This is a genomic window from Paenibacillus tritici (assembly GCF_013204885.1).
In the GTDB taxonomy this organism is placed as follows: Bacteria; Bacillota; Bacilli; order Paenibacillales; family Paenibacillaceae; genus Paenibacillus_AQ; species Paenibacillus_AQ tritici.
Window position 1 is genome coordinate 50,783 of the sequence record NZ_JABMKX010000011.1, and the last position, 14,288, is coordinate 65,070.

At 54.1% G+C, this 14,288-nt stretch carries 12 protein-coding genes; 9 read left to right on the plus strand and 3 right to left on the minus strand.

The features are described 5' to 3' along the window. Positions 1-24: 24 nt before the first annotated feature. The gene (locus HQN87_RS20130) at positions 25-1,263 is read right to left on the minus strand and encodes an aminopeptidase (RefSeq protein ID WP_173137008.1); all 1,239 of its coding nucleotides are present in this window, start codon (positions 1,261-1,263) and stop codon (positions 25-27) included. 166 nt (positions 1,264-1,429) lie between these two features. On the opposite strand from HQN87_RS20130, the gene HQN87_RS20135 reads away from it, so the two are divergent. Beyond that, complete coding sequence (locus tag HQN87_RS20135) at positions 1,430-1,711, plus strand: hypothetical protein (RefSeq protein ID WP_173137010.1); 282 nt, start codon at positions 1,430-1,432, stop codon at positions 1,709-1,711. A 752-nt stretch (positions 1,712-2,463) separates the two neighbouring features. Here HQN87_RS20135 and HQN87_RS20140 read toward each other — a convergent pair. Next, positions 2,464-3,816 carry a TrkH family potassium uptake protein gene (locus HQN87_RS20140; RefSeq protein ID WP_173137012.1) on the minus strand — a complete coding sequence of 451 codons (1,353 nt, stop codon included), beginning with the start codon at positions 3,814-3,816 and terminating at the stop codon, positions 2,464-2,466. A gap of 145 nt (positions 3,817-3,961) precedes the next feature. Here HQN87_RS20140 and HQN87_RS20145 point away from each other — a divergent pair, with 145 nt between their 5' ends. Then, entirely contained in the window at positions 3,962-4,321 is a 360-nt protein-coding gene (locus HQN87_RS20145) for a VOC family protein (protein WP_173137014.1), read from the plus strand. 143 nt (positions 4,322-4,464) lie between these two features. Here HQN87_RS20145 and HQN87_RS20150 read toward each other — a convergent pair whose 3' ends face one another. Next, positions 4,465-5,787, minus strand: coding sequence for a hemolysin family protein (locus tag HQN87_RS20150; RefSeq protein WP_173137015.1), 1,323 nt, complete (start codon positions 5,785-5,787; stop codon positions 4,465-4,467). A 114-nt stretch (positions 5,788-5,901) separates the two neighbouring features. On the opposite strand from HQN87_RS20150, the gene HQN87_RS20155 reads away from it, so the two are divergent. The 7 genes from HQN87_RS20155 to HQN87_RS20185 all read left to right on the plus strand — a co-directional run bounded on the left by HQN87_RS20155 (position 5,902) and on the right by HQN87_RS20185 (position 14,231). Next, positions 5,902-6,669 (plus strand): DUF1836 domain-containing protein, encoded by a 768-nt coding sequence (locus HQN87_RS20155; RefSeq protein WP_173137017.1) that lies wholly within the window; start codon positions 5,902-5,904, stop codon positions 6,667-6,669. A gap of 80 nt (positions 6,670-6,749) precedes the next feature. Next, a complete protein-coding gene (locus tag HQN87_RS20160; RefSeq protein WP_254075580.1) occupies positions 6,750-7,967 on the plus strand; it encodes an MFS transporter in 1,218 nt (405 codons plus the stop codon). Positions 7,968-8,178: 211 nt separating this feature from the next. Beyond that, entirely contained in the window at positions 8,179-8,544 is a 366-nt protein-coding gene (locus HQN87_RS20165; protein WP_173137018.1) for a hypothetical protein, read from the plus strand. Positions 8,545-8,671: 127 nt separating this feature from the next. Further along, positions 8,672-10,342: a TerB N-terminal domain-containing protein gene (locus HQN87_RS20170; protein WP_173137019.1), complete on the plus strand. Its 1,671-nt coding sequence runs from the start codon at positions 8,672-8,674 to the stop codon at positions 10,340-10,342. 8 nt (positions 10,343-10,350) lie between these two features. Then, positions 10,351-11,670, plus strand: coding sequence for an ATP-binding protein (locus HQN87_RS20175; protein ID WP_173137020.1), 1,320 nt, complete (start codon positions 10,351-10,353; stop codon positions 11,668-11,670). Next, positions 11,667-13,868, plus strand: a complete 2,202-nt coding sequence (locus HQN87_RS20180; RefSeq protein WP_173137021.1) for a DEAD/DEAH box helicase — start codon at positions 11,667-11,669, stop codon at positions 13,866-13,868. Before HQN87_RS20175 ends, HQN87_RS20180 begins: the two co-directional genes overlap by 4 nt. 36 nt (positions 13,869-13,904) lie before the next feature. Further along, positions 13,905-14,231, plus strand: a complete 327-nt coding sequence (locus HQN87_RS20185; RefSeq protein ID WP_173137022.1) for an antibiotic biosynthesis monooxygenase family protein — start codon at positions 13,905-13,907, stop codon at positions 14,229-14,231. Positions 14,232-14,288: the final 57 nt, after the last annotated feature.

Here is a 14,288-nt window from a genome sequence, read left to right on the forward strand (position 1 = left end):
AATGCAATAAGCTAAAGGAGGGCTTCAGAATGCCCAGTTGCCCTTCAGGAATACAGGCTCACGGGTACCGTCAGCGGTGATTCCGTAAATATCCATCTCAGCGGAGCCGATCATGAAATCGACATGGGTTACACTGTTGTTGAGGCCGCGGGCAGTCAGTTCATCCTGCTTCATTTCTTTGCCGCCTTCCAGACAAAAGGCATAGGCTGTGCCGATAGCCAGATGGTTCGAGGCATTCTCGTCAAACAGGGTATTGAAATAGAGAATACCAGATTCTGAGATCGGGGACTTATGCGGAACGAGTGCGACTTCCCCGAGATACCTCGCGCCTTCATCCAGGCTGATCAGATATTCGAGGGCTTCCTGGCCTTGCTCGGCGCTCACGCTGGTGATCTTGCCCTGTTCAAAAGTGATCGAGAAGCCGTCAATAATATTCCCGCCGTGGCTTAGCGGCTTCGTGCTTCTGACTGTTCCGTTCACACCGGTTTTCTTGGGAGCGGTGAATACTTCTTCGGTTGGCATATTAGCGACAAAAGAATGACCTTTGGCATTGATGCTGTCCCCTTGAGCCCACAAGTGGCCTTCAGGCAGCTCGATGCTAAGGTCAGTTCCAGGGGCTATGTAATGCAGGCTTTTGTATTTTTTGGCGTTCAGGACATCGGCCTTCTGCTCAAGGGTGTCGAGATGCTCCTGCCAGGCAGCCACAGGGTCCTCACGGTCCAGACGGACGGTATGGAAGATGGCTTCCCACAGCTTGTCTACGCGCTCACCTGCAGGGACGTCAGGAAAGACCTTGTCTGCCCACGGCTGGGAGGGGATAGCCACAATACTCCAGCTGACTTTATCGGACATCTGCAAGTCACGGTATTTCGTAAGCGCTGCTCCCCGTGTCTTCTGGAAGTTCGCGATCCGCTCGGGGTCAATGCCTTTGAGTGCATCCGGATTCTCGGCAATCACATTCAGGAAGGCGGCGCCGTTCTCGGCAAGCTCGGTCATCTCACCCGCATACCAGGTTGGGGCCTTGGTGAATACTTCAGGTGCGGCATGCTCGAACTGCTGGCGGGTGATGTATTCATCACTCCAGTTCACCTTGACCTGGCTTGCGCCGATGGCATAGGCTTTGGCGGTAATCAACCGGACGAATTCGGCTGCGGTGATCGGGGCGTTCACGACCAGGATTTGTCCCGGCTGAACATTCACACCGATTTGCACCGCCAAATCAGCGTATTTACTTAGCTTGGATTGAAGCTCTGTTTCTGTCATTGCGAATTCCTCCATTACCCAATTTTTAGCTCTGTACAAGCATTGTACTAAATTATTAACCGCAGGATGAAAAAAGTCAATTACAGCGCAAAAGGAAAGGAATTGCTGACAGAACAATGTTATACTGAATCGAGTGGGCATGATCAGATGAAAGGAAGGAAAGAGGATGAACCTGGAAATCACCAAAGCAGAAATGAAACGCGTAGAGGATAGAAGTTTTGTCGGGAGAACGGTATTTACATTGGAGAATCATCATTCTCCGTATGAGATCACTTTCTTCAGCTCCCGCGGAACCGAGTGGGATTACAGCCTGAGCTTCGCCGGTGAGCCGGGAAGTGAGGAGCAGTTCCTGGAGGTGGATGCACTGCTGGAGAATGACGATGATCTGTACAATCAGCTGCTGGATGCAGCGCTCGATACCCAGGAGATCCCGGAAGAGGAAGCCTAGCAGAGGTCAGATTAAGACTAGTACAGCGTCAGATTTAAACTAGTGGATGGAGCTCTATAATGCCTGAAGGGGTAAAGGAGTACAGGAGGGGGTGGAGGTCCTCCCTTCAAGTGGCATTCCCAGATGATGATGGGAGTTGTTCATTCGGGCGTTTGGCAAGGCGTAACGGACTGAGGCGCACGTATTCCGGATGAAAGTCACCCCTTGTGCAAAGGAACGGACCCCATGGAGCTTATTCTTGGAATTTCTACTCTTAAATCTCTTGTAGAGAGTCGATAAGGGCTACTCCGTCCGTTAAACCGCAAAACGTGGCGTTTTCCAGGGAATAGGGTCTCTCAAGTCTGTTAGGAGCAAACTCAGCCGGGCGCGTAGTTCCGTGGTTCGGAACCTCCGGGGTTCAGCGCTATGGCGGCAGACTTAAGTGCACCTCGTACAACTAAAACATCGGATTTCCAAGCGGTTATCTGTTTAGATGTATTTCGTACATTTATAACTCCAGCTTCTGCTGGTTCTCACCCCTTCGGGCGGATTTAGTTGTACAGACTGCAGGTATACGATGCCCATATGTCTTTTCACTGTTTTTAAGTGTACAATCTACAGCTATCGTTGCAATGGACCTATTCAAAAAAGCGACCCCATCCTGGCATATGCCGAGTGATGTAGAGGGTCGCTTTTTTTAAAAGATAAGAGTATATATCTTGCACACGATAACTCATCCTTCTAGTGCTACTTGCTCACAGGTTCTGCTCTCCTTAACCGATGGTAATATTACCTTCTGGATACCGGTACAGCTCCTTACTGTTCTTCGGTTTGAGGGCATAGGCCAGTGTAAGCGGTCCTGTCCGGCCGACGAACATTAGAATAATCACCAGCACCTTGCCGATGGTGGTAAGCTCTGTGGTCAGTCCCATCGTGATGCCTGAGGTGCCGAAGGCGGATACGGCCTCGAACAAGACGCTCAGGAAGTCGGCACTTTCCGTTACAGACAGGAGCATGGTGGAGATGACCACCAGCATCAGGGACAATAGCGTCATCGTTATGGCCCTGTAGACATTCTCCTTCGAGATCCGGTGGCGGAACATTACGATATCTTCTTTGCCCCGGAGCTTGGCGTAAGCGGTGCTGGCCAGAATGGCAAAGGTGGTAATCTTGATCCCGCCGCCGGTGGAGCCGGGAGCGGCCCCGATGAACATCAGCAGAATCATCAGGAATTGTGTCGATTCCCGCAGCAGCGGAATCTCGATGGTGGTTACGCCTCCTGAACGGGGTGTAATGGCCTGAAGGAATGAGGCCATAATCTTACCACCGGCATGAAGCGGCTTCAGCGTAGCGTTCCATTCAAGCCAGAAGAAGATAACCGCACCGATGAGAATGAGCGCAGCGGAAGTGGTAAGTACCACCTTGGAGTGAAGTGTCAGCCGCTTGCGCTTGGGGAAATCTATAACATCCGATAATACAATGAAGCCGATACCGCCGAGGAAAATCAGGAGCATGGAGGTAATATTCACAATAGGATCTTCCACATAGCGGGTTAATCCGCTGAAAGGCCCGTGAACGTCGCCGAACAGGTCGAAGCCTGCGTTGTTGAAAATCGAAATACTATGGAATATTCCGTAATACGCTGCTTTGCCTAAAGGCATATCTACTATAAATCTGGCGGCCAGCAGAATGGCTCCGGTCAACTGGATCACCAGTGAATAGATAAGCACCCGGCGGATCAGCTTCACAATGCCCTGCATGGAATTCTGGTTCATGGACTCCTGCAGCAGCAGACGCTCCTTCAAGGAGATCCGCTTGTTCAGCACCAGCGTAATCAGCGTAGCCATCGTTACGAACCCAAGACCGCCGAACTGGAACAGGACCAGCAGCACGACCTGCCCAAAGGTCGAGAGCTGCGTTCCCGTATCAATGACGGCAAGTCCGGTTACACAGGTCGCAGAGGTTGCCATGAATAGCGCATCAACGAACGAGATTCTTCCGCCGGTAGAAGCCGCAGGCAGGGATAACAGCAGGGTGCCGGCAGCGATCAGCAGTACAAAGCCTAGTGACAGTATTTTGGGCGGCGTCAGCTTCAAATGCCCAAAGAAAAGGTTAGCCAAGTTCATTCTCCTGACAATAGGGATAGGATCTGACAAGATTATAGCATAACTTATATTCCCGTCACCAAACAGGCAGGAAATTGACATATTTTATCGAAATGGTTAAAGGCTGTACCTACTACTTGCACTTATAGAGGAGGCTCTACTTGCTGTGACAAGTCCCATAAGGAATCAGATTGGCGCGGTCTTCATCCCGGTTAGTGATATCGAAAGATCCAAGAACTGGTATTGTGGTCTGCTCGGACTGCCGATGGACGGCGAAGTGTTATTCGGACATTTGTATGAGGTGCCGATGCAGGGGCCGGGAATCGTACTGGACAGCAAAATTTTCACAGCCGAAGCCGTACTGAAGGTACCATCCTTCCATCTGCTCACAGAGGATATCGACGCCGCTTATGATTTTGTCAAAGCCAGCGGGGCGGAGATCCTTACGGATATTGAAAATGACCACTGGTTCAACTTCAAGGACCCGGACGGAAATGTGCTGATGATCTGCCGATTAATCACTTAATTAACTAGGTTAATTATAATTGTTAATCACATTAATTAATGATGTTTAACTGCATTAACTATACTGCAATATCCGCGAAAGTTCAGCAAAAAGGGCGCCTCCCGGTAATTACCGGGGAGCGCCCTTTGTCTAAATATAAGCGGTTATATGTTGTTCTGTATATCAGAATCATCGGACGAAAGATCAATCTCGATCTCCACCTTACGGATACGGTGGCGGTTCATCTCGCGCACAGTCAGTGTGACATGCTCATAGGTGAGACTTTTGCCGACAACCGGCTCCTCCAGATGGCTGTACAGCCATCCTCCGATGGTGGTGACTTCCTCATCGTGGAAATCAAGCTTGGTGAGATCCTTGATCTCCAGGAGAGACACGTTGCCGTCGAACAGATAATGGGTCTCGCTCAGCTTCTCCACATTCCTGCGTTCATCCCCGTCGAACTCATCGCGGATCTCACCGACGATCTCTTCCAGGATGTCCTCAATCGTGATCAGGCCGGAAGTACCGCCGTATTCATCGAGCAGCAGGGCGATATGGACACGCTCCTTCTGCATACGGGTTAACAGGGTCTTCACCGGCGTAACTTCAGATACAGTAAGAATAGGAAGGATCAGGCTTTTGAAATCGAAATCCGGGTTGTTGTCGTATTGCAGGTAGAGCTGCTTGGTATTGATCATACCGATGATATTATCTTTGCTGCCGTCGGCAACAGGGAACCGCGTATACTGCTCCTTGCGGATAATCGCAATGTTCTCCAGCAGCGAGTGGTCGGTGAACAGGCAGACCATATCTGTCCGGGGAACCATAATTTCCTTGGCGAGCATTTCATCAAAGGTGAAAATCCGGTTAACATAACCATATTCCGCTTTGTTGATTTTGCCGCTCTCGTAGCTCTCGGACAGGATCAGGCGAATCTCGTCTTCACTGTGGGCGTCGCCATGTTCACTGGCCGGCTTCATTCCGAACATACGGACGAGCAGGTTGGCGGAACCGTTCATGATCCAAATCAAAGGGTACAATATTCTGTAGAACCAAATAATCAGCGGTGCGGTAATCTGACCAATTTTCTCCGGAATGTTGATAGCGGCTGTCTTCGGCGCAAGTTCACCGACAACGACATGCAGGAATGTGGCGATAATGAAGGCCAGTGCAAACGCAATAGGCTCGCTAACGCTGTGACTCAGGTTCGTAAGGTCGAACAATGGCATCAGCATCTGCTCAAACGCAGGCTCTGCCAAAGCCCCGATTCCGAGTGCAGTAATGGTGATCCCAAGCTGACAGGCTGACAAATATCCGTCGAGGTTAGCAGACACCCGCTGTACCGCTAGCGCATTCTTCTTCCCGTCGAGTACCATCTGACTGACCTGGCTTCCCCGTAATCTCACTACTGCAAATTCCGTTGCTACAAAAAATGCGGTTAAAATAATCAAAATTGCCACGAGCGTCAAACTAAGTCCTATACCCATATAATCTTTACCATCCCTTTCGTTCCTAAAATAGGTTATACTCATATTATGAGTTCATATGAACCTATTGTACGAACTTTTCAATGAAATATCAAATGTGGAGGGTTGCCAGCTATGGAAGCTTTTACACTAAGCCGGATAGAAATGTCCGGACTCTTACTGTCTCTAAGTCCAGACTCGGAGCGGAAGCCGCTCCATATTCTGCAGGAAGCCTGGACCAAATTCCACCGGGAAGAGGTGCGGAAGGGAACGTCGCTGCCCGCATTTCTGTCTACAGATATTCCCCCGATCCTGCAAAAGCTGATCAAAGGCGGCGGCGTCAAAGGGCTGTCGCTTGGCGAAATTGCTTCGCTGGGCAGTCTGATTGAGTATTCCACGTTGTCTGTCTCCGCTATGCAGAACTGGGTGAAGCGTGATTTCAAGGAATATCTCGGTGCCCCGCGCGAGGGCAAGAAATATTCTATTAATCAGGCGGCCATCCTATTTATAATTGATGACCTTAAGGCCGCGCTTGATTTCGAGAGCATCCGCCAGCTCTTCCGTGTGCTGTTCCTGGTGCCGGATCGGGATGATGATGACCTCGTTGAGCCGGCACAGCTGTATCACGGGTACGCAGAGCTGTTCGAGGAGATTAAGACCCGTTCCCCGATTCCTGCACAAGGACAGGCTCTCTCCGGCAATCCGAAGGAATATTTATGGAAGTCCGACAGCGCCATCAAGTCGGCCATGGACGGAATGATGAAACGGCTGGGCCACCTGAGCAGAGCGCAGCGGGATGCAGTGCAGAATATGCTGCTGATCGCTGCAATTTCGGTGCAGACCTGTTATTTTCAGGCGATGGCCCGCCAATATTTCAATGCGGTGTTATTCCTTGATTTTTGAACCATCCGATTCTAGAATGTGTAAGAGAAACTAGTCCGAGGTTGCAGGATTCGGGAATTAGGGGAGAGGGGCCTTAAGTCATGTTCAATCAAATGTCGCTGCTGCAGAATCGGAAGCAGAGAAAGCTGCTGTTCAGTGCAGGGCTTAGCTGGATGTTCGACGCCATGGATGTCGGGATGATCTCTTTTGTCGTGGCTGCATTAGCCAAGGAATGGTCGCTGGGACCAGAGAAGATCGGATATTTAACCAGTATCAACTCGGTGGGAATGGCGGTAGGTGCGGCAGCCGCCGGGATTCTGGCGGACCGCTTCGGACGCAAATCCGTGCTGCTGTGGACGCTGCTCATCTTCTCCGTAGCAAGCGGGCTATCCGCCTTCGCCGCAGGTTATGCTGTACTGTGTGTGCTGCGCTTCATTGCCGGCTTCGGACTGGGCGGGGAGCTGCCGGTAGCTTCAACTCTGGTATCCGAGAGTATGCCGGTACAAGAAAGAGGAAGGGCCGTTGTGCTGCTGGAGAGCTTCTGGGCGTTAGGCTGGATTCTGTCAGCGCTGATCGCTTATTTCGTCATTCCGGATTACGGCTGGAGGATTGCCTTCGCCATTGGCGCGGTACCGGCGCTATACGCGCTCTATCTGCGCAAGGCGATTGATGACTCCCCGAAGTTCGCGGAGATCAAGAAGGCTCCTCCGGTGCCGCTGAAGGCGCGTGTGGCGGCTGTCTGGTCCGCAGAATACCGCCGCTCGACCATCATGCTATGGATTCTGTGGTTCACCGTGGTGTTCTCTTATTATGGAATGTTCCTGTGGCTGCCGACGGTGATGGTGCTTAAGGGCTTCAGTCTGGTCAAAAGCTTCGAGTACGTGCTGATCATGACACTCGCCCAGCTTCCGGGATACTTCACCGCCGCCTATTTCATCGAGAAATTCGGCCGCAAGTTCGTGCTCGTCATCTACCTGCTGCTGACAGCGGTCAGCGCGGCGTGGTTTGGGAATTCCAGCACCGAAGGCATGCTGATGGCCGCCGGGATCTGTCTGTCCTTCTTCAATCTGGGAGCCTGGGGCGGGATGTACGCCTATACGCCTGAGTTGTATCCGACCACCATCCGCTCGACAGGGGCCGGACTCGCCACCTCCTTCGGACGGATCGGGGGCATTATCGCGCCTACGCTGGTCGGCGTAATGGTCGGCAATTCGGTCGGGATCGGCTCCATCTTCATGATATTCTTCGGGACGATTGTGGTCGGCGCACTGGCGGTGCTGTTCCTGGGGAAGGAAACGAAGGGATTGGAATTACAGTAGGCAGTTAGTGAAATAGAGCTGTTTTATCGGGCCAGCCGGAAGAATCCGGCTGGCTTTTGCCTTACTTATTTGATATAACACCTTACTTTTCTGGATTTACCCTATGGCAAGGCATCCGTATAATCAGTGATGTAACCGCTTACTTTCGTGTGAATCGCACGGGAGAAAATGATGAGGAGGCAACAGATGACAATCAAAAGGATAAAGGGGCTTGTCATGTTCGTCCAGTGGGGCGAATTCACCGCAAGGGACTGAAGCCACAGCCAAGACGGAGGGCTCGGCATCTGCGGTTGAGCTGCGTATGACCTGGTGGGGCTCACAGACCCGCCATGATCTGACCACCAAGATGATCAAGCGGTCCGAGGAGAAGAATCCCGGCATCACGATTAAGCACCGGGCGCAGCCCGGCGGAATTTCTGAAGCACTGACGGGAAAGCCTCAGCACGCAGGGCATCCTTTACTCTGCTATTGCAGCCCGCAGGGTGAGTATAGTATATTCTTATGGAGACACAAACGAACGTTCTCATTGCCCGTCATGATGCGGTGCGGTGACAGACGGTCTATTCCAAGATCTTGAGGAGCCGGTCTCTCAAGGTCTTTTTCCCGATGATAACGGGAGAACGATCAGAGACGGCTGCATTGCCGGATAGGGCATATGGTATAATGGTACAAATTATAATGACACACTAATGGAGCGGGTAAGTATGGCTAAAGACAGGCAGGGTCTGCATTTCTCGGAGCTGGTCTGGGAGAGTACGGAGCAGAATATGGCGATTCCGCCGCGCAGTTCCGCAGATGCGGTTAACCCGAAGCCTCCGGCAGATCCGGGCAAGAAGAAACCTTCCCAATACGGAACCGTGCAGCTTCAGCTATGGGATATGGAAGAGACTGCGGAGCCGGTTACCACGACAGAGAGCCAGTTCGTCCAGCGTGCCCATGAGCTTGTGGAGCGTAAGGAGCCTGCGGCGCTGTTCGTCCCGTTCAAAAGCTATTGGCCGACCTACGGGCATATGACTGGCGCGCAGAGCAGGTGGTATTTCTTCTGGCGGGATGAAGTCCGGCAAGGGAGATACCCGCAGACAGATCTCTCTTATATCTTCCTGCATATCTATGAGCTGATTAATGGTGTGGGCTGGGATGAGCCTGCGGAGGGCTGCCGTCAGCTCTGCTTGCTGTGGGAAGCCTACCGCGACAAGTATAAGCGCCTGGATCAGTACCTGGGCGGATGGATTGCGGATTTCTCTTTTGTCCATAAGCTGGATATCCCGCTCTCGGAGATTGTGGCCCGTTCACGCGGGCTGGCGGGGGATCTCGCGGAGCTGGAGCTTGTCCGCTGCCTGTCGGCTGCTCCGGAGCAGCTCAGCATAGAGGTCCTGAGTGTGATGTCAGACTATGATATCAGCAAGTCGAAGTTCTATACCGGTGAAGGCAAACGGGCTGCGGACCGTTACATCCCCCAGGTTGTAGCCTTAATTGATGCTTATGTCGCACGGAAGCACGGCTCGAATCTGCTTACAATGTTCCCTCCCGGCCCACCGGTGGTCCGTGAGCGGTATTTATTCCGCAGCGCCGTATATGATATCTCCCTGTATGGCTATTCTGTTCTTGTGCCTGTCATCCGGGTCAGCAAATCCCCGCCGCTGCGCAGCCTGATTACCCGCCTGTTCCGGCTGACCGAGAACAAGCTGCGGGCGCTAATGGGGTACCGGGGAAGGCTCAAGGATGTGAGAGTCGATGCCGACATGGAGGATCTCGTCACCCGGTTCCTGCAGCGTGAATTCCGTAAGGCGGAGCAGGAAGAGAAGGGTCCGGCGGTGGTCATTGACCAGCGGAAGCTGGAGCAGCTGGAGAGCGATTCCGAGGTTGTGCGTTCCCTGCTCACAGTGGAAGAGACCGGGGATCCGGGTCTTGAAGATGAAGCGGACTGGGGAACTGAGGCTCTAGGGGAGTATAAAGGAGCTGAGTCAGCGTCAGCCGTTACCGGAAGTGATACAGAGGCACTTGGACAAGCTGAAGAGCAGGCGGGCCGTATGGCTGGTGAGGAGAGACAGAGCCCTGAAAGGCAAGTCCAGCCAGATGAATCTCCGGACAGTTCTGCCGGGCAGCGGCTGTTGCCTGCCTCTGATGGTGAAGCGGACAGCTGGACACTCTTCGCTTCTGAACTGACCCCGCTTCAACGTGAAGTGGTGCTTGCCCTGGCCGGGGAAGATGGCCTCTTGAAGGCGCAGCGGCTGGCCGCAGGCGCCGGAACTATGGCGGTGCTGCTGTTCGACGAGATTAATGAGCTTGCCATGGACAGCCTGGGAGATCTCATCATTGACGGTGAAGAATTGACTGAAGAATGCCTATCCATGCTGGACTATCTAAAGAGGTGAAATTCGGAATGAACGCACTCAAAATACCGAAACGGATGACCACCGCGCTCGTCAACTCGCTGACAGCGGGAGTAGTACCGCGGATCGGTCTTGAACATATTGCCGTCGGCCGCCGGCCGGAGGTGGAGGCGATTCTCCGCGATATGGATAATATCGCCGACGGGGGAGCCGCTTTCAAGCTGATTACAGGCAAATTCGGCAGCGGTAAAAGCTTCCTGCTGCAGATCATCCGCAATTATGCAATGGACCGTGATTTCGTGGTAGCAGATGCCGACCTGTCGCCGGAGCGGCGGCTGGTCGGCACGAAGGGCCAGGGGCTTGCCACCTACCGCGAGCTGATGAGCCATCTCTCGACCCGGACACGCCCGGATGGAGGGGCGCTGGAGATTATCCTGCAGAAGTGGATCATGACCCTGCAGCAGGCCGTGATGCAGGAGAAGGGCTATGGGCCTGACGCGCCGGAGCTTGGTGAAGAGGTCGGGCAGCGGATCTACGCTGTGGCCTCCGAGATGCGCGGGCTGGTGCACGGCTTCGACTTCGCCAAGGTGCTGGCCTCCTACTGGAACGGGCATAAGCTGGCCGATGACGGGCTGAAGCAGGATTCCCTGCGCTGGCTGCGGGGAGAATTCTCTACCCGTACGGAAGCGCGGAAGGCGCTCGGCGTTGGGGTTATTATCGACGATGACAACTGGTATGACTATATGAAGCTATGGGCGGAATTCACCGGAACCATCGGCTATAAAGGCTTGCTGTTGTTCATAGATGAAGGGGTGAACCTCTACAAGATTACGAACAGCATCTCGCGGCAGAGCAATTATGAGAAGCTGCTGACCATGTTCAACGATACGATGCAGGGCAAGGCTGAGCGGCTGGGCATCTTCGTCGGCGGCACCCCGCAGTTCGTCGAGGACCACCGGCGCGGATTGTTCAGCTATGAAGCCCTGCGCTCCCGGCTGGTGGCCGGGCGGTATGCAGGTAGCGGACTGAACAACTTCACAGGGCCGATTATCACGCTTCACATGCTCTCCCATGAGGAGATCCTGATCTTGCTCCAGAAGCTGCGGGATATCCATGCACTTCACTACGGATACGAAGCTAGACTGACGCAGGAGCAGCTGGTGCATTTCATGGAAGAGGCGGTTAACCGGCTGGGTGCCGATGAGCTGCTGACCGCGCGTGAGGTGGTGCGCGACTTCATGGATCTGCTGCATACCCTGCACCAGCACCCGGAGATTTCATTCGAGAAGCTCGTCGGAGAACGGACTTCGCGGCCTGCCGAGCCGGAGCAGAATGAGCTGGACGGGTTCCTGGCGGAGTTCGATCTATGAGCGATAACCCGTTCTACCGGCTGGCCCCGTTCATCAAGGAATTCATCTACAAGAACCGCTGGGATACGCTGCGCGAGGCCCAGGTCGATGCCTGCCGCGTACTGTTCGATACGCCGCATCATCTGCTGATTGCTTCAGGAACCGCTTCGGGCAAGACCGAAGCGGCCTTCTTCCCTGCGCTCACGGAGCTATATGAGCGTCCGTCTGCCTCGGTAGGTATTCTATATATCGCGCCGCTGAAGGCGCTGATTAACGATCAGTTCACACGGTTGAATGACCTGCTGCGTGAAGGGAATATCCCGGTCTGGCACTGGCATGGCGATGTGCCGCAGGCGGACAAAACCAGGCTGATGCAGAACCCTTCCGGGGTGCTGCAGATTACGCCGGAATCGCTGGAGGGTCTGCTGATGAACCGCCCGAATGCCATTCCGGCCCTGTTCCATGATCTGCGCTTCATCGTCATTGATGAAGTTCATGCCTTCATGGGTGCGGACCGCGGCATTCAGGTGCTAAGCCAGCTGGCGCGGATCTCGCGGATGGCGGGCTGCCATCCGCGGCGGATCGGCCTCTCGGCGACACTGAGCGACTATGCCTCCGTCACGGAATGGCTGGCAGCGGGTACTCGTGAGAGCGTAGAGGTCAGCGCCCCGCAGGGCGGGCGTAAGCTGCGGCTGAGCGTGGAGCATTTCTCGTTCCCGGATGCGCGGGACGAGGTGCAGGCCGAACACCTGGAGCGGGCGCGGCAGGCGTATTACGGCTTCATCTATGATCATACGCATGTGAAGAAGGCGCTCATCTTCACGAACAGCCGCACCGACGCCGAGGAGGCGATTCTGGAGATGCGGCGTATTGCCGCGAAGCGCGGCGAGCGGGATGTCTTCCATGTGCATCATGGAAGCATCTCGGCTATGCTGCGCGAAGAGACGGAGGCCGCGCTCCGCCAGGGTGCGGGGCCTGCTGTGGCTGCAGCGACGTTAACGCTGGAGCTGGGGATTGACCTGGGCGAGCTGGAGCGGGTGCTCCAGCTCGGCGCGCCTTACAGCTGCGCGAGCTTCGTGCAGCGGCTGGGCCGCTCGGGCAGGCGCGGAGACGCCGCCTCCGAGATGATCTTCGTCACGCCCGAGGAGGAGGACGAGGAGGCGCAGCTGCCTGCGCGGATGCCGTGGACGCTGCTGCGGGCCATTGCCGTAATCGAGCTGTATGTGCGCGAGAAATGGGTGGAGCCGCTGGTTGTGCGCCAGCTGCCGGTCGGGCTTTTGTATCATCAGACGATGAGCATCCTGAAGAGTATGGGGGAAGCGGAACCGGAGGAGCTCAAGGAGGCCGTGCTGAGCCTGCCATCCTTCCGGAGTATCGACTCTGCTGATTATGATGACTTCATGGAATATATGCAGGGCATGGGCCATATTGAGAAGATGGATGAGGGCAGCCTGCTGATCGGCATGGCGGGGGAGAAGATCGTCAATAACTTCCGTTTCTATGCGGTATTCAAAGACGACGAAGAGCATGTAGTCTACAACGGCACAGAGGAGATCGGGTCCATTACCACAGTGCCTCCTCCAGGCTACTGCTTCACACTGGCAGGCAAGCTGTGGAAGGTCGAAGAGGTGGATAACCGCCACAAGGCCGTCTATGTCAAAGGCTCACGCGGCAAAGTGGATACCTTATGGCTGGGTGCAGGCGGGGATGTCCACACCAGAATCATGACGAAGATCCGCGAGGTCCTCGGGTCCACGGCCTTGTATCCCTACCTTGCGCCAAGCGCGGCCGCTAGGTTGGAGCGGGCCCGGAGGCTCGCCAAGGAGAGCGGACTGCTGACGCGTTCGGTTCTGCCTGCCGGAGGGGACTCCATGTTCATCCTTCCCTGGGCCGGCAGCCGCCAGTTCCGCACCCTGGAACGCCTGCTGAAGAACAATCTGAAGGGTCCGCTTGGCCTGCGTTCCGTCGTGCCGATGGAACCGTACTATATGGTAGTCACCGGCAAGGCGGATGCCGAGAAGCTGGAGGAGGAGATCATCGCCGAAACGGCTGCGTCCACAGATGCCATTGCACTGCTTGGCCCGGATGAGGCGCCTTACCTCGGCAAATACGATGAGTTCATCCCGCATGACCTGCTGCGCAAAGCCTTTTCACTCGACGGCCTCGATGTTCCGGGTCTGCTCAGCGTAATCAAACAGTGGAAGCAGCCGCCGGCGTAATAGATATAGCGATACCCAAATAACGGAGGTGAAATCATGAGCGAGATTGCTAAAACACCACAAACACCTTATTACGCGGTGATTTTTACATCGGAACGAACAGATGGGGATAGCCAATATGCGGAAATGGCAGATGAAATGGAGAAGCTTGCATCCGTCCAACCTGGATTTCTCGGAGTAGAAAGTGCCAGGGAAGGTGTAGGTATTACTGTGTCTTATTGGGATTCTCTCGAAGCTATACACCAATGGAAACAAAACGAACGACATTTAGTAGCCCAGAGCAAAGGGAAATCTGATTGGTATCTCGCTTATAAAACAAGGGTTTGCAAGGTTGAACGGGATTATGGATTTGAAAAGGGTTGAATTCGCCGAGTATGGGAATTCACCAAGAAGCAGCCGATCCTATAGGGACCGGCTGCT

What these genes read in the sequence shown, in the direction of transcription:
- HQN87_RS20175 (WP_173137020.1), top strand. Translation starts at nt 10,351, where the DNA reads ATGAACGCACTCAAAATACCGAAACGGATGACCACCGCGCTCGTCAAC.
- HQN87_RS20150 (WP_173137015.1), bottom strand. Translation starts at nt 5,787, where the DNA reads ATGGGTATAGGACTTAGTTTGACGCTCGTGGCAATTTTGATTATTTTA.
- HQN87_RS20180 (WP_173137021.1), top strand. Translation starts at nt 11,667, where the DNA reads ATGAGCGATAACCCGTTCTACCGGCTGGCCCCGTTCATCAAGGAATTC.
- HQN87_RS20185 (WP_173137022.1), top strand. Translation starts at nt 13,905, where the DNA reads ATGAGCGAGATTGCTAAAACACCACAAACACCTTATTACGCGGTGATT.
- HQN87_RS20170 (WP_173137019.1), top strand. Translation starts at nt 8,672, where the DNA reads ATGGCTAAAGACAGGCAGGGTCTGCATTTCTCGGAGCTGGTCTGGGAG.
- HQN87_RS20155 (WP_173137017.1), top strand. Translation starts at nt 5,902, where the DNA reads ATGGAAGCTTTTACACTAAGCCGGATAGAAATGTCCGGACTCTTACTG.
- HQN87_RS20135 (WP_173137010.1), top strand. Translation starts at nt 1,430, where the DNA reads ATGAACCTGGAAATCACCAAAGCAGAAATGAAACGCGTAGAGGATAGA.
- HQN87_RS20130 (WP_173137008.1), bottom strand. Translation starts at nt 1,263, where the DNA reads ATGACAGAAACAGAGCTTCAATCCAAGCTAAGTAAATACGCTGATTTG.
- HQN87_RS20140 (WP_173137012.1), bottom strand. Translation starts at nt 3,816, where the DNA reads ATGAACTTGGCTAACCTTTTCTTTGGGCATTTGAAGCTGACGCCGCCC.
- HQN87_RS20160 (WP_254075580.1), top strand. Translation starts at nt 6,750, where the DNA reads ATGTTCAATCAAATGTCGCTGCTGCAGAATCGGAAGCAGAGAAAGCTG.